The sequence below is a fragment of the Klebsiella sp. BIGb0132 genome (assembly GCF_024810075.1).
GTDB lineage: Bacteria > Pseudomonadota > Gammaproteobacteria > Enterobacterales > Enterobacteriaceae > Klebsiella > Klebsiella terrigena.
On the sequence record NZ_JANUDW010000007.1, the window covers coordinates 250,187 to 269,311 of the forward strand.

Consider the following 19,125-nt stretch of genomic DNA (forward strand, 5'->3'; position numbering starts at 1 on the left):
GCGGTTATAGTGGCACTATCGGGCGCAGGCGGAGAGCCTCATAGCCACCCTACGGAACCACAAAACAACGGGAGATGTACATGACCTGGGAATATGCGCTAATTGGGCTAGTTGTCGGTATCATCATCGGTGCCGTCGCCATGCGTTTTGGCAACCGCAAATTACGTCAACAGCAGGCGCTGCAGTTCGAACTCGAAAAGAATAAAACAGAGCTTGAAGAGTATCGCGAAGAGCTGGTCAGCCATTTTGCGCGCAGCGCTGAACTGCTGGATAACATGGCCGATGACTATCGCCAGCTGTACCAGCATATGGCAAAAAGCTCCAGCAGCCTGCTGCCGGATACCATGGCGGAGGCTAATCCATTCCGCAACCGCTTGGCTGAATCAGAAGCCGGTAACGATCAGGCGCCGGTGCAGATGCCGCGCGACTATTCTGAAGGCGCATCCGGCCTGCTGCGCGGCGGTGCAAAACGCGACTAATCCTGCGGTTAGCGTAAAAATATTTTCCGGGCGCACTCTCTGCGCCCGTCTTCCCCCCTACATCCCAGCTACAATTTAAAACATTGACCACGTTGTTACCTGGTCGAAAATTCAATAACATCAGGCCATTCGGGACGATTTTCCACACACCTCAGGTTACGAGAGCCAGCATCTAATGAAGAAACAGACTTTGCTGTTGAGTGCGTTAGCGTTAAGCATCGGGTTATCGTTGTCCGTTATACCTACGGCTACGGCGTCGATACCCACGCAGGTACCGGGCCAGGGAGCGCTGCCGAGCCTGGCGCCGATGCTGGAAAAAGTGCTGCCTGCGGTGGTTAGCGTTCAGGTTGAAGGCACCGCCTCTCCTGCGCAAAACATGCCGGAAGAGCTGAAAAAATACTTTGGCGACAATGCGCCGCAGGAGCAGGCTCAGCCTTTTGAGGGGCTCGGCTCAGGCGTTATCATCGACGCCGAAAAAGGCTATGTGCTGACCAATAATCACGTCATCAGCCAGGCGCAAAAGATAAGCGTCCAGCTCAACGATGGTCGCGAGTTTGATGCGAAGCTGGTCGGCAGCGACGATCAAAGCGATATCGCCCTGCTGCAGCTGCTAAAACCATCCAATCTGACGCAAATCGCCATCGCCGATTCCGATAAGCTGCGCGTGGGTGATTTCGCCGTCGCCGTCGGCAACCCCTTCGGCCTCGGGCAGACCGCCACCTCGGGCATTATCTCCGCCCTCGGCCGCAGCGGCCTGAACCTGGAAGGGCTGGAGAACTTCATACAGACCGATGCCTCTATTAACCGCGGTAACTCCGGCGGCGCGCTGCTAAACCTGAATGGCGAACTTATTGGCATCAATACAGCAATTTTGGCTCCGGGCGGCGGCAGCGTCGGCATCGGCTTTGCCATCCCCAGCAACATGGCGAAAACCCTCGCTCAGCAGCTGATTCAGTTTGGTGAAATCAAACGCGGCCTGCTGGGAATTAAAGGTACTGAAATGAGCGCCGATATCGCCAGAGCGATGAATATCGACGCTCAGCGCGGTGCTTTCGTCAGCGAAGTACTGCCGAACTCCGGTTCAGCTAAGGCGGGGATTAAATCCGGGGACGTGATTGTCAGCATGAATGACAAGCCGCTCAACAGCTTTGCCGAGCTGCGGTCGCGTATCGCCACCACCGAGCCGGGAACCAAAGTGAAGCTGGGGCTTCTGCGCGACGGTAAGCCGGTGAATGTTGAGGTCACCCTGGATAAGAGCACCTCTTCCAGCGCCAGCGCCGAGCTGATTATACCCGCCCTGCAGGGCGCATCGTTGAGCGATGGCCAGATGAAGGACGGTACCAAAGGCGTGGTGGTTGATAGCGTCGATAAGGCCAGTCCTGCGGCACAGGTCGGCCTGCACAAGGACGATATTATCATCGGCCTTAACCGCGAGCGCATTAGCACTATCGCCGAGCTGCGCAAGGTGCTGGAGAGTAAGCCGGCGGTCATCGCGCTGAACGTGATGCGCGGTAACGAAAGCATTTATCTCCTGCTGCGCTAACGCACGGGTCCGGACATGGCGAGCGCCGCGATGTCCGGAAATACGCTATTCCTATTGGGCGACGGGACGCAGCCTGCGCGCCGGTAACGTGAAAGACGACGCCGGTAAGTCGTGTTATGCTGCGCCTGTCCATTAATCAACGATACCTGCATCATGCCTGGAAAGCTTTTACGTTCAGTACTCATTGGTTTGATCGTCGGGGGACTGCTGCTGGCCGCAATGCCCTCGCTACGTCAATGGCATCTGTCGACGACGACCCAGTACGATAGCGCGGACGAATCGCCCGCCAGCTATAATCCTGCCGTCCGCCGGGCTGCGCCTGCGGTGGTCAACGTCTATAACCGTGCCCTCAACGGCACCAGCCACAATCAGCTGACCCTGGGTTCCGGCGTCATCATGGACCAGCGCGGGTATATTCTGACCAATAAGCACGTTATTAACGACGCTGACCAGATCATCATCGCGCTGCAGGACGGCCGCGTCTTTGAAGCCCTGCTGGTCGGTTCTGATACCCTGACCGATCTTGCGGTATTGAAAATCAACGCCAACGGCGGCCTGCCGGTTATTCCGATTAATCCGAAACGCGTGCCGCATATTGGCGATGTGGTTCTGGCGATTGGTAACCCGTATAACCTCGGGCAAACCATTACTCAGGGGATTATCAGCGCCACCGGTCGTATCGGCCTTAACCCGACGGGCCGACAAAACTTCCTGCAAACCGATGCCTCTATCAACCACGGCAACTCCGGCGGCGCGCTGGTCAACTCGCTGGGCGAGCTGATGGGCATTAACACGCTCTCATTTGATAAGAGCAACGATGGCGAAACGCCGGAAGGGATCGGTTTTGCTATCCCCTTCCAGCTGGCGACTAAGATCATGGATAAGCTGATCCGCGACGGCCGCGTGATCCGCGGCTACATCGGCATTAGCGGTCGTGAGATCGCGCCGCTACATGCGCAGGGTGGCGGAATCGATCAGCTGCAGGGGATCGTCGTGAACGACGTTGCGCCTGAAGGGCCTGCGGCCCAGGCCGGCATCCGCGCCAACGACGTGATTATCTCGGTCAATGACAAGCCCGCGGTTTCCGCCCTCGAAACCATGGATCAGGTTGCTGAGATCCGCCCAGGTTCAGAAATTCCGGTGGTGATCATGCGCGAAGATAAGAAAATCACCCTGCATATCGCCGTTCAGGAATACCCGGCAACCAACTAAAGCCCGAAGGCTCGGGCTTTAGCTCGTCATATCGACGTTAACGTCAATCAGTCGTTAACGTCGATCATCGTCTTAATTTCATTGGCCACCGGCAGCGTCCATGCCTCCTGCGCACGCGCCAGCGGCAAACGTCGGCTTATCAGGATATCGGCGTTCAGCCTCTGCGCCTCCAGCGCCGCAATAACCGCAGGCCAGGTAAACTTGTAGCGCATTACGCCATGAACAGTGACTTCGCGTTCTATCACTGCCGACATAGGAAAGCCTCCCACCTGCTCGCCCACGCCAATCATTATTGCCCGGCCGCCGGAAAGCACGCTCAGACAGGCGTCGTGGCGCACGGACTGCACGCCCGTGCATTCCAGCAGCACGTCGTACTGCCGATCGTTATCAGCCAGATCGCTCAGCGTTTCAGCCCCCAGCTCGTGGGCAATTTTGCGCCGTCCTCCCTGAGGTTCAGCCAGCACGACCTCCGTCGCGCCAAGCGTTTTCGCAACCTGAACGGCAAATAAACCTACCGGGCCACCGCCGGTAATTAACACCCGGGAACCCAGGCCAATCCGTCCTTTTTGTGCCCCGGCCAGGGCAACCGAAATAGTTTCGACCATCGCCGCCGCTCCGTCGCTAACGGCCTCGCTGATGGCATGCGCATTACCTGACGGGACGCAAAGATACTGCTGCATGGCGCCGTAGGTACCCGGCACGCCGAAAAATTTCTGCGTCGGACAGATATTGTAATTCCCCTGCAAACAATGCTGGCAGCGGCCGCAGGGCACCAGCGGATCCACCGAGACGCGCTGACCTACTCTATGCGGAGAAATGCCCTTCCCCACCGCCACAATCGCACCGCCAAACTCGTGCCCCATAATCATCGGCTCGGTAATCATTTCGCTGCCGCATCTGCCGTCGAAGTAAAAATGCTTGTCTGAACCGCATACGCCCACCGAACCGATTTTCAGCAATACTTCTCCGGCCTGCGGCTGCGGCACATCCGTAGTTCGCAGCTCAAGGTTTTTTTTCGCCATCAGAAACAGCGCGCGCTGGCTCTGCGGAATATCCGTTTTAAATTCCATAACGACCTCTTAGTCTGAGTTGATTTTATTGAGCAAAACGCCCGAAGAATCGCCATTGCGCGAGTTGAACTGCCCGTTAAGCAGGCTCTGTTCAATATCCTCCAGCGTTCTTCCCCGCGTCTCCGGGGCGTAGCGCCATACGAAGACCCAGGCGAGCGCATTGACCACCGCCAGCGCGCCGAACACGAGGCCAATGCCAAGGGCATCCGCCGTGAAATAGAGCAGCAGGGTGACAAGGAAATTGACGACCCACAGCGCGAACGAGCACAAAGCCGTCCCCTTGCCCCGCACGCCAAGGGGGAATATTTCGGCGCAGTACAGCCAGGTCACCACCGACAGGCTGCCGCCGTTGAAGGCGAAATATCCCAGCAGGCAGGCCAGCACGATGATTTTATGGCCGTCGCTCAGCAGCTCCTGCGCGTGGGCGGACCAGGGCAACAGCATCGACATCACCGCCAGCACGACTACCGCACCGGGCAGGCCAATCAGCATCAGCCGCCGCCGTCCGAGCACGTCCAGCAGCCAAATGCCCAGCAGTGTAAACACCGTGAGCACCACGCCGATCCCAACCGACCCCAGGATCGCCACCGATTTGCCAAACTGCGCCATCACCAGTAAAGAAGGGGCGTAATAGATGATGGCGCTGATGCCGGTAGCCTGAGAGAAAATAGCGATGCCAAGGCCTGCGACCAGCGCGGGGCGCACCCAGGGCTGAAACAGCTCTCTCCAGCTCGACTGCTGGTCCTGATGCAGCCGTTCTATCTCCTTTACTTCCTGAGCGGCTTCATGTCCGGTGCGCCCTACGCGGACGAGTATTTCCTCCGCCCGTTTAGCCTGCTGCTTGCCCACCAGCCAGCGCGGGCTTTCCGGCAGATACAGCATCATCACGATAAAAATCACCGCCGGGATAACCGCCAGCCCGAGCATCCACTCCCAGGCGCCGGACGGGCCAAGCAGATAGCCTACGGCGTAGGCCAGCAGCGTGCCGACGCAGATCATCATCTGGAACAGCACGCCCTGAGCGCCCCGCCGATGGGCAGGCGCGAGCTCGGCGATATACATCGGCACGATTTGTGAAGAGCCGCCAACGCCCAGGCCAAGCAGGAAACGCATGACAATCAGCATATTGAGGGAGGTCGCTAAGGCGCAGCCCAGAGCGAACAGGGCAAACAATATTGAGATGACGATGACGGTTCTGCGTCGGCCCAGGCGGTCCGAGAGCGGGCCGGTCAGCAGCGCGCCAAATATCGCACCGAGCAGCGTGGCGGAGGTGACCACCGACTGCATAAAGGCGTTGTCCGCGATGGCAAAATCCTCGCGCAGAAAGAGCAAGGCGCTGGCAATGATGCCCGTATCGTAGCCGTAGAGCAGGCCGCCAATACTTGCGCCGATGGCGACCAGAAAGCTGTAGCGTCTACCGCGATCGATGGTTGTGGGACGGGTCGATAAGTTGTTCATATTAACCTCACAAGAGAATAGTCAGGCTCCCTGGGCCAAATTTCGGCAAAGGGAGGCCAGGCGATAGCAGGTATCACAAAAAGTAAGGATTAATGGGAGAAAACGGGCTTCCCACAGGTCGTACGGCGCGCTACGGCAATCGGATCGGGACGATCGTGCGCGCTAAAGATCACACCTCGTGAACAGGGATCTTCAGAAGCTGCCCAAGTTTATGAAACGCCTGGGCGTGGTATCCCCGTCCCATGGCGCAGTGGTGGGTCGGGCCGCAAGCGGACCACTCATCCACAAAAGCGCGCAGCCCTTTGCGGAAACGGAACAGGGCGTTGGTATCCCCAAGCTGCAGCGTTTTACCTTCCACCAACTCGCCCTCGGCCAGCACCAGCATGTACTGTCCGTCGGCCCCTTGAGTCACTGAAGCCAGAGTTACCGGCCCGGTAGCCGGGGTAAACTGCGTCAGAAAACCGCTGCCCGGCTTGCCGTGGAAGACCGGGCTCATTTTGAGCAGGGATTTTTCATCGGCGATGTCAGGATCGCCCGCCCCGCTGTGCCCAACGATGCAAAGATCCTGGTTAAAATCCATCGAGTAAAGCTCGGTCAGCGTCGCACTGCCGGCCAGGGATTTCATCAGCGTCAGCGCGATCGCCGTTTTGATGTCGGCCTCTACCGGGCAGGCGATGCCCTGGCGGGTCAGCATGGAAAAGACCGGATTCGACGCGGAGATTATCTGGTGCATATAGCCGCCAGGCTGCACTTCGAAGTGGTTCGACAGCGCAATCAGCCGGTGATCGTCCACCAGCTTGCGGGTCGCCAGATAGACCTCAATCATTGAGGTCAGGTGCTGCTCATCCAGATCCTCCGGCAGGCGGAACACCTCTTTCACCTCCCGTCCCACCCGCTCAATGTCGTCCTGGTTAAAGCCGTGAGCAATATTGGCCGCAATGTCTTCCCAGTTCAGGTGCTTCACGTAGCTGCCGAAAGTGCGGAAAATCTGCGTTTCATCGACGTTGAGATCCATCATCCCCGGATAAGGGCGGCCAAGAATGCCAATATTCCCGGACTTTAGACGACGACAGGCGTTGGCCGCATCGCACCACTGGCTCATCTTCTCATCAAGGATCGTATCTCCCTCGAGATAGCCGGAAACCACCGCAAAAGAATGCTCGAAACGGCGCAGCACGGCAGTCATTTCGGGCAGCCCGGCGCAGGTACAGCCTTGGCCCAGCCAGTCGTCGATAGTCCGGGTTTTATCCAGATCCAGCGCGGGTACTGACTGCACGTTCAGCAGCACCAGCGTCACGTTGCCCAGCGCGCGCACGACCGGCAGCAGTGACTCTGACGAGGCGTAAGTTGTCAGGTGGCAGAAGATAATATCCACGTCTTCCGCCTGAAAGCGCAGCCCCGCCTCCCGCGCCCTTTCCGGGTTGTCTACCATCCCGACGGCAACGACGTCGCGTGGCGAGAATTTTTCCAGTAGCCGATGATGGTGCTCCATCAGGCGCTCTTTCATGCCCGAAAACTGCGGCCAGTAAGCCTCAAGGCCGATAGCGAAAATACCAATTTTTGCACTCATACAGGTTCTCCTTTGCGGTTATACAATGCGGGTAGCCGCCACGCCGAGCAGGCCGGCAAGCTTTTCAAGCGTTGCACCGTGGTGGCCGATGCCGATGGCGCAGTGATGAGCAGCCCCACCGCGCGACCAGCTTTCGGTGAAGGCCCGGGCGCCGCAGGCGAAGCGGTAGCGGCTGTTGGTATTGCCGATATCCAGCACTTCACCTGCCAACGACTCCCCTTCGGCGTACTGCAAAATCACCCGGTTATTGACGTCTTCTACCACCGACAGAAAGGTAACCGGCCCGTTGCGTACGCTCATTTGGATTGAGATCCCCTTGCCGGGCTTGCCGTGATAAACCGGCAAAGGAACAAGACGCACCTCTCCTTCCGCCATGGCCGGATGCGCCGGACCATCGTGTCCCCACAGCACAACATCATCATCAAAATCAATGCCGTAAGGTTCAGCAAACGAACCTCCGGCCCCCAGCAGCGAGAGAATTTTCATCGCGATGACGTTTTTAACCTCGTACTCCCCGGCGACCGGAATATCGCGTCCGGTGAGCAGCGTGTTGCCCAGAATCAGTGAGGTGACAATATTTTCATGGGCGCTGCCCGGCGTGCCTTCGTAGTAGTAAGCCAGCGCGTGCAGTTTGTTTTCCCGGACCAGGCCGTCGAGGGCGACGGCGGTATGCGTTGCCCGCAGCAGCTCCCGCTCATCGCAGCTGTCATCGATGACCAGCGTTTCTTTTATTTCCCGCAGCTTCTCTTCTATCTGCCTGGCGGAAACCTGCTCGCGCCAGCTCAGCAGCTCGCACATCTCCAGCGGCTGGAAGCGCACGCCAAGCTTTGCCGAGAGGTTCGTCATGTTGGAATAGACGTCGTACATGCCGTTGTAGTAGTGGCCCAGCACGCCAATCTGCGTCTGCGCCAGCTGCTTTTTCAGGGTCAGCGCCGTCAGCCAGGCGCCGGCTTCACGCCAGACGTGAGGATCGTTATGCAGCGCCCCGACGATCATTTCCCAGCGGATCCCGGCGCGATTAAACACGTTCGCCAGCTCCGGCGCGCTGCATGCCTGGCAATGCGCCAGCCACTCGCCGGTGCGCGCCCCGCGATCGGGCAGATCGCGAATCACGCTATACGGCAAGGAGCGCTCGGGCTGGAGAGCGAGGATCAGCACCGGCACGCTAAACTGCTGCACCAGCGGCAGCACCGTCGAGCTCAGGGCGTAGGTGCTGATGGCGATCACGATGACGTCCGGGGAAAACTGCCTGAGGCGCCGGACCAGCGCATCGCTTTTCTCCAGCGAATCGACCAGCCCGCCGTTGATAATATCGATCGACGGCGCGCAGAGCTGCCCTTCAATCTCCTGCAGATAGCCCAGCAGGCGCTGCTCAAGGCCGCTGAACTGTGGCCAGTAGGTATTGAGCCCGATACCAAACAGCGCGGCATTAAGCACGACGGGTGTGTTCATAGGTTGTCTCCTGATGAGGATAAATCTTCTGAGAAAGGAAAATGACCGCGTCCCGGGCCCCGTTCCTGCAGCGCTCGCCGGCAGTGGCTGGGGGACTGGTTAAAGGTTTTCTGAAAGATGACCGCGAAGTAGTTGCTGTCGCTAAATCCGCTCACCGCCGCCACTTCTGCAATGGAGAGTTCACTGGTGCCGAGCAGCGTAATGGCGCGGCACAGGCGGCGCTGCATCTGGTAGCGGCTGATGGTCATACCGGTTATCTGTTTGAAAGCGTCGCGCACCGAACGCGGAGAAAGCTGGTGCTGCGCGCAGAGGGACTCCAGCTCAAACTTCTCATTCAGCCGCGAGCCGAGGCTGGCAATGACCAGATCGATATCCTGACGGGCGCGAGAAGCCAGCGTGTCAGGCGCATAGCGGTGGCGCATTAGCAAAAGTACCAGTTCGAGAAATATCGACTCGGTCAGGCGTAAAGAGAGGGGATCCCGCTTGCTGCACTCCGCGGCGAGGCGCTCAACGTGCTGGCGAATCAACGCCAGCGATTCCCGGGTCAATCGCCAGCTGCGGCTTTGCTGGTGGGTTTCCGTGCCGGGCAGCAGATTGTGCCAGTCAGTGCCCAGGCGCAGGCGGTCGCGGCAAAACAGAATGTTGCCCAGCTCGAGGTTATCGACCGACTGATAATAATGGCTATCCTGCTGGGTCACGTACAGCACGTCGCCGTAGGTAATTCGGTACGGCAACCCGTTCCAGATATGCAGTCCATTACCGCGCCAGACGATAACAATTTCATCAAAATCATGGCGATGCAAAGGAAAGATACCCTGCGGACAGCGGTGCTCCACCGCCACCGGATGGGCGGCACTCGCGAAGTAATCACTGCGCTTTAGCATTAAGGAGGTCATGTTTTTCCCGGTGATGGCGGCAAGGTGGAATCAATATAAGCCAGCCAAAAGCCGCGCCGCCTTAAGAGCCGGGTGGAAATTCGGTCGTAGCGTGACCAAAAAATCAAGAATCAGGAAGGGATTGCAGAAGTTGCAGAGGCGATCACATTTTGATAACAATTAAAGGCGAGTGGACCAGCAGAGGCTTTAAAACAGCGAGCGGGCAAGGCTGCCCGCTCGTTTATATCATTCACAAATCAGCACGGTTACTTATTAACGAAATCTTCGCCCAGGGCGATATCTTTCTTCAGCGTATCGAGCATGCCTTCCAGCGCCTGTTGTTCAAACGCGCTGAGCGTGCCAATCGAACGGCGCTCTTCTACACCATTTTTGCCCAACAGCAGCGGCTGTGAGAAGAAGCGCGCGTACTGACCATCGCCTTCAACATAGGCGCATTCCACCACGCCCTTCTCGCCCTGCATCGCGCGGACCAGCGAGAGGCCGAAACGCGCTGCCGCCTGGCCCATAGAGAGGGTTGCCGATCCGCCACCGGCTTTGGCCTCAACGACTTCGGTGCCGGCGTTTTGAATACGTTTCGTCAGGTCTGCCACCTCTTGTTCGCTGAAGCTTACGCCAGCAATCTGTGACAGTAACGGCAGGATTGTGACGCCAGAGTGGCCGCCAATCACCGGCACTTCGACATCAGATGAGGATTTACCTTTCAGCTCAGCGACAAAGGTATTAGAGCGGATAATGTCCAGCGTGGTGACGCCAAACAGCTTGTTCTTATCGTAAACGCCGGCTTTTTTCAGCACTTCTGCCGCAATCGCCACCGTCGTGTTCACCGGGTTGGTAATAATACCGATGCAGGCCTGCGGGCTGGTTTTGGCAATCTGCTGAACCAGATTTTTCACGATACCGGCGTTAACGTTAAATAAATCGGAGCGATCCATTCCTGGCTTGCGCGCAACGCCAGCGGAAATCAGCACCACATCAGCGCCTTCGAGCGCCGGGGTTGCGTCTTCACCGGAGAAACCTTTGATTTTTACATCGGTAGGGATATGGCTAAGATCAACCGCCACGCCCGGGGTTACCGGAGCAATGTCGTACAACGAGAGTTCTGAACCTGAAGGCAGTTGGGTCTTAAGTAGTAGGGCAAGCGCCTGGCCGATTCCACCAGCGGCGCCGAGGACTGCAACTTTCATCCTAAACTCCTTATTATGGTTAATATAGTCTTTCGTTACTCCGTCGCCTGGACCTTAATTCACAAGATGAACAATTACAATAAGTATGGTTGAAGAATGCGTTCTGGTGCGCAGCGATGCATCCGCTTCGCATTTTCATCCCTGAGACTGACCATCCAGCAAAGCGTAGTACCGGACCGACTAGTGGTTACAATACACCCAGCCTGTTCGGCAAAACAACACCAATCTCATAACATTTAATTTACTTTTACAGCTATTTACGCCCCGTGATGAAGGCATGTTCCTTAGCAGGGTTATTTGCTAAAATATGCCCCCTTCATAACATTATTTACTTTATCCCCTTGCGGATTATTTGCATAAAAATTCATGATTATGCATAATGATGTTGTTTTTACCACCATAATCTGGGTGACTTATGCGAACTTCGGCAAAACAAGAAGAACTGGTTAAAGCATTTAAACTGCTGCTTAAAGAAGAAAAATTCAGCTCTCAAGGTGAAATCGTTCAGGCGCTGCAGGAAGAAGGTTTCGATAATATCAACCAATCGAAAGTCTCGCGCATGCTCACAAAATTTGGCGCGGTACGCACCCGCAATGCCAAAATGGAAATGGTCTACTGTCTGCCTGCCGAGCTTGGCGTTCCGACGACGTCCAGCCCGCTGAAAAACCTGGTACTGGACATCGACTATAACGACGCCGTCGTGGTTATCCATACCAGCCCAGGCGCGGCGCAGCTCATCGCGCGTCTTCTCGACTCCCTGGGTAAAGCGGAAGGCATCCTCGGCAGTATTGCCGGCGATGACACCATATTTACCACCCCGGCCAGAGGCTTTACCGTCAAAGATCTGCACGACGCGATTCTGGTCTTGTTTGAGCAAGAACTCTAAGCCCTCTCCCTCACCCTCTGGCTGCCGCCGGAGGGTCCTTCAAAAAATGCAGCATTTTTTTAACATTTAGTGTGGTTTTTCACGCCTATACATTCCTTTACTGAATGAATGGGCCGAAAACGCACAAAATATCAAATACATCCATCCATATGATTTTATTAGAAATAGCGGGCACCTGCGGCTAATAAATGACATTTCTAATTCTTATACGTTATAAAAAAGACATTTCTATGTAATTATTTACACTCAAAACAATTAGCACGGTATTAATATTTTTGGTGATTAGTGTATACTTGATTTTGTGATGAGGGTCACGAAACAAAGAGCCCTCAATAAAAAGATTCGACGAGGTGAACATCATGAAAATCAAAACAACCGTAGCTGCACTCAGTATCCTGTCCGTTCTCTCTTTTGGCGCTTTTGCCGCTGATTCAATCAACAGCGATCAGGCTCAAGGCCGTCAGTCAATCGGCACCGTTTCCGTCGGCGCGGTAAGTGCTTCCCCGATGGATATGCACGAAATGCTGAACAAAAAAGCGCAGGAAGAAGGGGCTTCTTCCTATCGCATTATCGAAGCGCGCACCGGTGACCACTGGCACGCAACGGCAGAACTTTATAAATAAGCGTTAACGACAGTCGGTTATTAACTGAATACAGAATATCTCCAGCGGCCCAGGTACATCGCAAACCTCCCGCCGCTGCAATCAACATGGTTGGAGTAAAAATTATGAAAACTGCAATGATCATCGCATCCCTGGGCCTGGCTTCCGTACTCTCCTTCGGCGCCAGCGCCGCCGTACAGCAGGTCAACGCCGAACAGGCGCAAAACCTACAGTCCATGGGCACCGTTTCTGTCTCGCAGGTAGGCAGCGCGCCGATGGATATGCGCCAGGAACTGGCGGCGAAAGCCGCTAAAGAAGGCGCCAGCAGCTACCGTATTATTGAAGCCCGTACCGGCGACAGCTGGCACGCTACGGCTGAGTTGTACAAATAAACCCTCGTCGTCTTATCCGACGACTTGCCCCCGCCTGTCGGGGGCTTTTTTATGCCTGTCTGGCATTAAAACGCAGCTCCCCTTCCAGCTCCTCTTCCGCTTCATCAAACAGCAGAATCAACGCGCCAAAGCGCCGTCGCTGCTTATCGCTCAAGTGAATAAACTCAATCTCCAGCGGTAGCGGCAGCAGTCCGCCGGTGGTCGCTTCCCAGAGCGAATCCAGGTTGTTGACTCTCTCCCGACCCAGCTCAAAGACGCGTGAAAACTCGCGATAGAAATCCTGCTGTTCCGCTATGTCATCGAAATCAAACGTGTAGACCGTCATCGCCCGCCCCCGCTTAATACCCGCAGCTATTCCCCGCTAAATACCATACCGCCGGACGGTCGCTTTGCCATCCTTATATTTCTCCATCGAAGGGGTACCGTTGATGAATAAGTATAGCGATAAAAAAACCGACGCTTCAGGCGTCGGCTTTTAGTCTTTAGCTATTTGTCAGCACATGCTGATACTTACGCAGCATCTCCACCAGCCGTCGGACCGGCTCCGTCACCTGCGGCGAGGCTTCCCAGAGCCGCAGCTTCTCCTGATAAATATCCAGCTCGTCGAGCAGGCGGGAGAAGTAGCGTCGACGCTTGTCGTCATTGCCTGCGGAGATAACGTGATCCGCCGTGCGGCGCAGCTGGCGATGGTATGCCGACAGATCGTCGTTAACCGGCACCGGGGCATCGCGCAGGCGCTGGTGAGCAATAATCAGCGTCAGCGCCAGGCGGAAACGGGCAATATCGTCCGGGAACTTGTTCAGCAATAAGAAGAGCTGCTGATAGAGGGCCGGGAGATGGTTCTCTTTGCGCCTGGCGGTATTGGTGGTGAGCGATGACACCGCCGCCGAGACAAACTGATTGAGCAGCACGCGCCCGGTGCGCGCCCGCGAATTATCCCGCACCAGCAGGATAACCATCAGCGCGAGGAAACAGCCGACTATCTGGCCTAAGGCGCTGTCAAGGAACTGGCTGAACTGGAACTGCATCGGGTTATCCAGCACCAGGATATTAATGGTACCGGCCAGCGCCCCCATCGAACCCAGCCGCCGCTTCTGTACTTCAATCCCGATGAAGAATGCCATCACCGCCAGGCTAATGCACAGCAGCAGCATGCTCTGCTGCGTGGCGGGCATAATCACGAGGAAGAAAAACGCCCCCAGCGGTAGCGCCGCCAGCATCCCGTAGAGGAAGTCCAGCGCCACCATCCGCGGGTTCGGCAGGCGCATCGCCAGCGCCGTGACTACCGCGATCATCACCATCGCCCCGCTGCCGGAGGTCCAGCCGGTCCACAGCCAGAACAAGGTGCCGAGAATGCAGGAAATGGAGGTTCGCCAGAAGTTTACCATCGCATGGTGGCGCTCGGCCGACTCGGCCTTGATGACCACTTCGCCCCGCAGCACCTCATCTTCAATGCGGCTAATTTTGGTATTGCCGACCACGCCCCTTTTTAACAGCAGATAGCGCGTCGCGGCGCCGACCCAGCTATAGATCGTGACCGGCGTATTATGCTCCCCTTTCCAGGTCAGAAAGCGGCGCATTCTCTTCAGCTGGCGATGGACGTCCTGCACGCTCTCAACCGGCTCGGCGAACAGCTCACGGTAATCATCCGTCACCATTTCCGGGCGTGAGTTCTGGATTAAGTAGGTCTCGCAGGCCTGGGTGATCAGCGTCAGGGAGAGAGTATTAATCGCCTTCAGCCGCTGGTTGACCTTGGCCCAGCGCGAGGACTCCATAATCAGGTTTCCGCGCATGCCTTCCAGCGCGCTGGTCCGGCGAACCAGCGCTCCCCAGGCTTTATCCACCACTTCGCTGTCGCCATGCGCCACGCAGAGCTGCATCAGGCGATAGTGTTCAACCAGCAGGTTATCCAGCTCGAGGTCGATCTCTTTTTTGATCGACCGCGGCGAAAACAGCAGGTCCGCCACAATGGCGCTGACGATACCGACCACGATCTCGCTGCAGCGCTCGACGGCAAACTGCGGTGCCAGCATCGGATCGGTATGAATGGTGATAACAATGATCAGCGCGGTATAGCCCGCGAGTCCCCAGGCGTAGGAGTTTTCAACTCGCACCAGGGAAGAGATCCAGGTGCAGAATCCGGCCCACAGGCAGCACACCAGCATCATCAGCAGCGGGGCGCGGATCATCAGGATAATAATAGCCAGCGCCGCAATGCAGCCGATAAAGGTGCCGACGATACGCAGCATCCCGCGATAGCGAATGGCGCCAGAGTAGGGCTCTCCCCCGGCGGCAAACGCCGGGCCCGCGGCGACGATTGCCGCCGTCAGCACCGCCCAGCGGGGCGTTTCCAGCTGAAAGTGGAAGCCAACAAAGAGTGCCAGCACCACCGCGCACGCCAGCTTAATGGCAAAGCGGAGGTGCCGGGGGGCAATAGTGAAGATCCCCATGATGATTAACCAAACTCACGCAGGCGCAGGGCCAGTTTCTGGAAGAAATTCGCCTGGCGGACGTCGCGGTCCTCTTTCCCGGTGATCACCACCGTTGCGGTAGTTCCCGCCGGCCAAATGTTGCCCTGCTGCTTATCGAGACGAATACGCACCGGTACGCGCTGCGCCAGGCGCACCCACTCAAGGTTCGAGTCCACGGAGGCCATGCCTTTTGCATCGCTGCTGCTGCTGGCGTTGGTTACCCCGGCGGCAATACTGTCAACCGTCCCTTTGATCGTGCTGCTGCTGCCCAGCGGGGTTATCTCCGCCCGGAAGCCCGGACGTACGCCTTCCAGCTTGGTCTCTTCGAGGTAGGCCACCACGTAGAAGGTATCCTGTTTCACCAGCGCCACCGCCGTAGAGCCGCGGGTAATAAATTCACCGCTGTAGACGTTGAGGTTGGTCACCCAGCCATCGGCCGGCGCGCGGATAACCGTCCGCTGCAGGTCGAGCTTCGCCAGATCGCGGCTTGCCACCGATTTTGCCAGCTGGTGTTCCACCGTCTGCAGAACGTTATTGGCCTGATCTATCTCCTCCCGGGACATTGCCTGAACGCCGAGCCGGTTACGACGGCCGGCCTCAACGCGTTTTTCCTGGGCCAGAGTTTGGTAATAGGAGACGTCGGCCTCGGCCTCTTCAAGCGCCTTCTGGTAGCGCGGTTGGTCGATCACGAATAAAACCTGACCTTGCTTAACCAGCTGGTTATCCTTGATATTAACCTGCGAAATCAGCCCCGAGACGTCGGGGGCGATGGCCACGATGTCGGCGCTAAAGCGCGCATCGCGCGTCCACGGCGATGCGGTGTAGTAGACCCACGCGCGAAAAATTGCGACAAATGCCAGGATAACCAGTATCACAGTGATTGCGGTACGGAAGATATTTCTTGTTAGTGTTTTCACATCAACCTCAAACGAACAAACGCGATATCAGATAAAAAAGGCAGCAATATAACGCGGTATTAAACAGTGCAGGGTGCCAGACGAAGTCGTAGATGCCGGTGGGAACCAGCAGTCGGTGCACCAGCCAGAAAATGGCCAGCGATATTAACAGCTCAAAGAAGATCGGCGGAAACGACAAGCCGAAAATCACGATGACAGGAAACAGACTCATGATGACCTTGATAAGAAGCGTACAGGTGGTAAGCGTGAAGCATTTATTATGTAGCTAACAATATAGTAACGTAACAATTGCAGCATGATCTATATTATGTGATCTAAATCACTTTTAAGTCAGAGTGAACAATGGAACGACTAAAACGCATGTCCGTTTTTGCCAGAGTGGTTGAACTGGGTTCATTTACCGCCGCGGCCCGCCAGCTCCAGATGAGCGTTTCTTCAATCAGCCAAACCGTATCCAGGCTGGAAGATGAGCTGCAGGTAAAGCTGCTTAACCGCAGCACCCGCAGCCTTGCCTTAACGGAAGCCGGGAAAATTTATTATCAGGGCTGCCGCCGAATGCTGCATGAAGCCCAGGACGTCCACGAGCAGCTTTACGCGTTTAACAACACGCCAATCGGCACGCTGCGCGTCGGCTGCTCTTCAACTATGGCACAGAATGTCCTGTCCCACATTACCGCAGGCATGCTCAAAGAGTACCCCGGACTGTCGGTTAACCTGGTCACCGGGATCCCGGCACCGGACCTGATCGCCGACGGCCTGGACGTGGTTATTCGCGTCGGCGCGCTGCAGGATTCCAGCCTCTTTTCACGTCGTCTGGGGTCGATGCCGATGCTGCTCTGCGCGGCAAAGAGCTATCTGCAGCAGGCGGGAACCCCGGAAAAGCCGGCGGATCTCGCCAGCCACTCCTGGCTTGAATACAGCGTGCGTCCGGATAACGAATTCGAAATCATCGCGCCGGAAGGGATCTCGACGAAGCTGATCCCGCAGGGGCGCTTCGTCACTAACGATCCGATGACCCTGGTGCGCTGGCTGACCGCCGGCGTCGGCGTCGCTTACGTTCCGCTGATGTGGGCGATCGAAGAGATCAACCGCGGGGAGCTCGAGATCCTGCTGCCAAGCTATCAGTCGGATCCCCGCCCGGTGTACGCGCTCTATACCGAAAAAGACAAGCTGCCGCTGAAGGTCCAGGTGTGCATTAACTACCTGACCGAGTATTTTGTCGAGGTGGCGAAAATTTATCAGGGGATGCACGGCCGCGGGCTCGACCACTAGCCGCTGGCAATAACGCTCGGCGGGATAAGCACGGGAAAGGTTACGCCTTCGACGAATGCGAAGGCGTATTGAGGATACTCAGGCAGTGCCGCCGACGGTGAGCTTATCGACCTTCAGCGTCGGCTGACCGACGCCAACCGGCACGCTCTGGCCCTCTTTACCGCAAACGCCAACGCCGCTATCGAGCTTCAGATCGTTCCCCACCATAGAAATCTGCTGCATGGCTTCGATCCCGGAGCCGATAAGCGTCGCCCCTTTCACCGCCTTAGTCACCTTCCCTTTTTCAATCAGATAGGCTTCAGAGGTGGAGAAGACAAACTTGCCGGAGGTGATATCCACCTGGCCGCCGCCGAAGTTTGGCGCAAAGATACCGTAATCAACCGATTCGATAATCTCCTGCGGCGTCGATTTACCCGCCAGCATGTAGGTGTTGGTCATACGCGGCATCGGCAGATGCGCGTAGGATTCGCGACGGCCGTTACCGGTAGGCGCGACGCCCATCAGGCGGGCGTTGAGCTTGTCCTGCATATAGCCTTTGAGGATACCGTTCTCGATCAACACGTTGTATTGCCCCGGCGTACCCTCATCGTCAATAGCCAGCGAACCGCGGCGATCGGCAATGGTGCCATCATCGACCACAGTACAGAGTTCAGACGCCACCAGCTCGCCCATATGGCCGCTGAACACCGACGTCCCGCGACGGTTAAAGTCGCCTTCCAGGCCGTGGCCTACCGCTTCATGCAGCAGTACCCCAGGCCAGCCCGCGCCTAATACCACCGGCAGCATGCCGGCCGGGGCCGCCACGGCGGAGAGATTAACCAGCGCCATGCGCACGGCTTCTCTTGCCCAGGCGTCAGCGCGAACTTCGCCCTCTTCGCTGCCGAGAAAATAGTCGTAGCCAAAGCGTCCGCCGCCGCCGCTGGAGCCGCGCTCACGTTTGCCATCATCTTCCACCAGCACGCTGACGGAAAGGCGGACCAGCGGTCGAACGTCCGCCGCCAGCGTACCGTCGGTCGCCGCAACCAGAATCAGTTCATACACGCCGCTGAGGCTGGCAGAAACCTCCTGCACGCGCTTATCGGCGGCCCGCGCCGCTTTGTCTACGCGACGCAGAATATCCAGCTTCTCTTCGCGGCTCATGCTTTGCAGCGGATCGATGCTGGCATACAGAGGGCTATATTCCACCGCACCAAGAGTGCAAACCTTACCGTCGCCGCTGTCGCGCACGATGGTACGCGCCGCCTGCGCGCTTTGTTCCAGCGCCAGCAGGCTGATCTGGTCAGCATAGGCGAAGCCGGTCTTTTCGCCGCTTACCGCGCGAACGCCGACGCCCTGGTCGATATTATACGAACCATCTTTGATGATGCTGTCTTCCAGAACCCAGGATTCGTGATAGCTCGACTGAAAATAGAGATCGCCGTAATCAAGACGGCGCTCGGCCAGCTGGCCAAGAATGGCGAAAAGGTCCTGATGGCTCAGGCCGTTTGCCGACAGTAATTGTTCACTTACCAGGTTCAGACTCATCGTTTGCTACTCGTTTGTTGCCGCCCGTCAGGCGGAAATAGGTACCCATAATCGTTCAGGTTGCAGAAAGGCGGCAGCTGACCAACCCCGGCAGCTTAGCTCCGGGGTCAACAGGCGTAGCCAACGCATCTGCAGTTTGAAATATAACGGGTATAGAACGCTATATATTGAGAGTGCGATAATTCCCCGCAATCGTC

General features: G+C 56.9%; 18 protein-coding genes. 7 read left to right on the forward strand and 11 right to left on the reverse strand.

What is annotated here, in order from left to right; translation table 11 throughout:
• Nucleotides 1-80: 80 nt before the first annotated feature.
• From zapG to degS, 3 genes are all read left to right on the forward strand, one after another.
• Nucleotides 81-479, forward strand: coding sequence for a Z-ring associated protein ZapG (gene zapG / locus M2416_RS19465; protein ID WP_041147439.1), 399 nt, complete (start codon nt 81-83; stop codon nt 477-479).
• 175 nt (nt 480-654) lie between these two features.
• Nucleotides 655-2,022, forward strand: coding sequence for a serine endoprotease DegQ (degQ, locus tag M2416_RS19470; protein WP_259226344.1), 1,368 nt, complete (start codon nt 655-657; stop codon nt 2,020-2,022).
• 153 nt (nt 2,023-2,175) lie between these two features.
• The gene (degS, locus tag M2416_RS19475) at nt 2,176-3,234 is read left to right on the forward strand and encodes an outer membrane-stress sensor serine endopeptidase DegS (protein WP_041147441.1); all 1,059 of its coding nucleotides are present in this window, start codon (nt 2,176-2,178) and stop codon (nt 3,232-3,234) included.
• Nucleotides 3,235-3,281: 47 nt separating this feature from the next.
• Here the strand turns inward: degS and M2416_RS19480 are convergent, their stop codons facing one another.
• The 6 genes from M2416_RS19480 to mdh all read right to left on the reverse strand — a co-directional run bounded on the left by M2416_RS19480 (nt 3,282) and on the right by mdh (nt 10,864).
• Nucleotides 3,282-4,304: an alcohol dehydrogenase catalytic domain-containing protein gene (locus M2416_RS19480; RefSeq protein ID WP_259226345.1), complete on the reverse strand. Its 1,023-nt coding sequence runs from the start codon at nt 4,302-4,304 to the stop codon at nt 3,282-3,284.
• Between the two features lie 9 nt (nt 4,305-4,313).
• On the reverse strand, nt 4,314-5,762 hold the full coding sequence (locus M2416_RS19485; protein WP_259226346.1) for a sugar porter family MFS transporter: 1,449 nt from the start codon (nt 5,760-5,762) through the stop codon (nt 4,314-4,316).
• Nucleotides 5,763-5,931: 169 nt separating this feature from the next.
• Entirely contained in the window at nt 5,932-7,332 is a 1,401-nt protein-coding gene (locus M2416_RS19490; RefSeq protein ID WP_115191780.1) for a sugar isomerase, read from the reverse strand.
• A gap of 18 nt (nt 7,333-7,350) precedes the next feature.
• Nucleotides 7,351-8,784 carry an arabinose isomerase gene (locus tag M2416_RS19495; protein ID WP_259226348.1) on the reverse strand — a complete coding sequence of 478 codons (1,434 nt, stop codon included), beginning with the start codon at nt 8,782-8,784 and terminating at the stop codon, nt 7,351-7,353.
• Nucleotides 8,781-9,680 (reverse strand): helix-turn-helix domain-containing protein, encoded by a 900-nt coding sequence (locus M2416_RS19500; RefSeq protein ID WP_259226349.1) that lies wholly within the window; start codon nt 9,678-9,680, stop codon nt 8,781-8,783. The genes M2416_RS19495 and M2416_RS19500 overlap by 4 nt, the downstream gene beginning before the upstream one ends.
• Nucleotides 9,681-9,925: 245 nt before the next feature.
• Nucleotides 9,926-10,864 (reverse strand): malate dehydrogenase, encoded by a 939-nt coding sequence (mdh, locus tag M2416_RS19505; protein ID WP_041147447.1) that lies wholly within the window; start codon nt 10,862-10,864, stop codon nt 9,926-9,928.
• A 415-nt stretch (nt 10,865-11,279) separates the two neighbouring features.
• On the opposite strand from mdh, the gene argR reads away from it, so the two are divergent.
• The 3 genes from argR to yhcN-B all read left to right on the forward strand — a co-directional run bounded on the left by argR (nt 11,280) and on the right by yhcN-B (nt 12,744).
• Nucleotides 11,280-11,750, forward strand: a complete 471-nt coding sequence (gene argR, locus M2416_RS19510) for a transcriptional regulator ArgR (protein ID WP_259226350.1) — start codon at nt 11,280-11,282, stop codon at nt 11,748-11,750.
• A gap of 359 nt (nt 11,751-12,109) precedes the next feature.
• Nucleotides 12,110-12,373, forward strand: coding sequence for a peroxide/acid stress response protein YhcN (gene yhcN / locus M2416_RS19515; RefSeq protein WP_041147449.1), 264 nt, complete (start codon nt 12,110-12,112; stop codon nt 12,371-12,373).
• 104 nt (nt 12,374-12,477) lie between these two features.
• Nucleotides 12,478-12,744, forward strand: a complete 267-nt coding sequence (gene yhcN-B, locus M2416_RS19520) for a DUF1471 family stress response protein YhcN-B (protein ID WP_045857851.1) — start codon at nt 12,478-12,480, stop codon at nt 12,742-12,744.
• Nucleotides 12,745-12,793: 49 nt separating this feature from the next.
• Here yhcN-B and M2416_RS19525 read toward each other — a convergent pair whose 3' ends face one another.
• The 4 genes from M2416_RS19525 to aaeX all read right to left on the reverse strand — a co-directional run bounded on the left by M2416_RS19525 (nt 12,794) and on the right by aaeX (nt 16,343).
• Nucleotides 12,794-13,069, reverse strand: coding sequence for a barstar family protein (locus tag M2416_RS19525; protein WP_041147450.1), 276 nt, complete (start codon nt 13,067-13,069; stop codon nt 12,794-12,796).
• 157 nt (nt 13,070-13,226) lie between these two features.
• On the reverse strand, nt 13,227-15,194 hold the full coding sequence (aaeB, locus tag M2416_RS19530; RefSeq protein ID WP_045856525.1) for a p-hydroxybenzoic acid efflux pump subunit AaeB: 1,968 nt from the start codon (nt 15,192-15,194) through the stop codon (nt 13,227-13,229).
• 5 nt (nt 15,195-15,199) lie between these two features.
• Nucleotides 15,200-16,132, reverse strand: coding sequence for a p-hydroxybenzoic acid efflux pump subunit AaeA (gene aaeA / locus M2416_RS19535; protein WP_076946540.1), 933 nt, complete (start codon nt 16,130-16,132; stop codon nt 15,200-15,202).
• A gap of 7 nt (nt 16,133-16,139) precedes the next feature.
• Entirely contained in the window at nt 16,140-16,343 is a 204-nt protein-coding gene (gene aaeX / locus M2416_RS19540) for a p-hydroxybenzoic acid efflux pump operon protein AaeX (protein ID WP_004868260.1), read from the reverse strand.
• 131 nt (nt 16,344-16,474) lie between these two features.
• Here aaeX and aaeR point away from each other — a divergent pair, with 131 nt between their 5' ends.
• Complete coding sequence (gene aaeR, locus M2416_RS19545) at nt 16,475-17,404, forward strand: HTH-type transcriptional activator AaeR (protein ID WP_076946539.1); 930 nt, start codon at nt 16,475-16,477, stop codon at nt 17,402-17,404.
• A gap of 78 nt (nt 17,405-17,482) precedes the next feature.
• On the opposite strand, the gene tldD is transcribed toward aaeR, so the two are convergent.
• Nucleotides 17,483-18,928, reverse strand: a complete 1,446-nt coding sequence (gene tldD / locus M2416_RS19550; protein WP_259226351.1) for a metalloprotease TldD — start codon at nt 18,926-18,928, stop codon at nt 17,483-17,485.
• Nucleotides 18,929-19,125 lie beyond the last annotated feature (197 nt).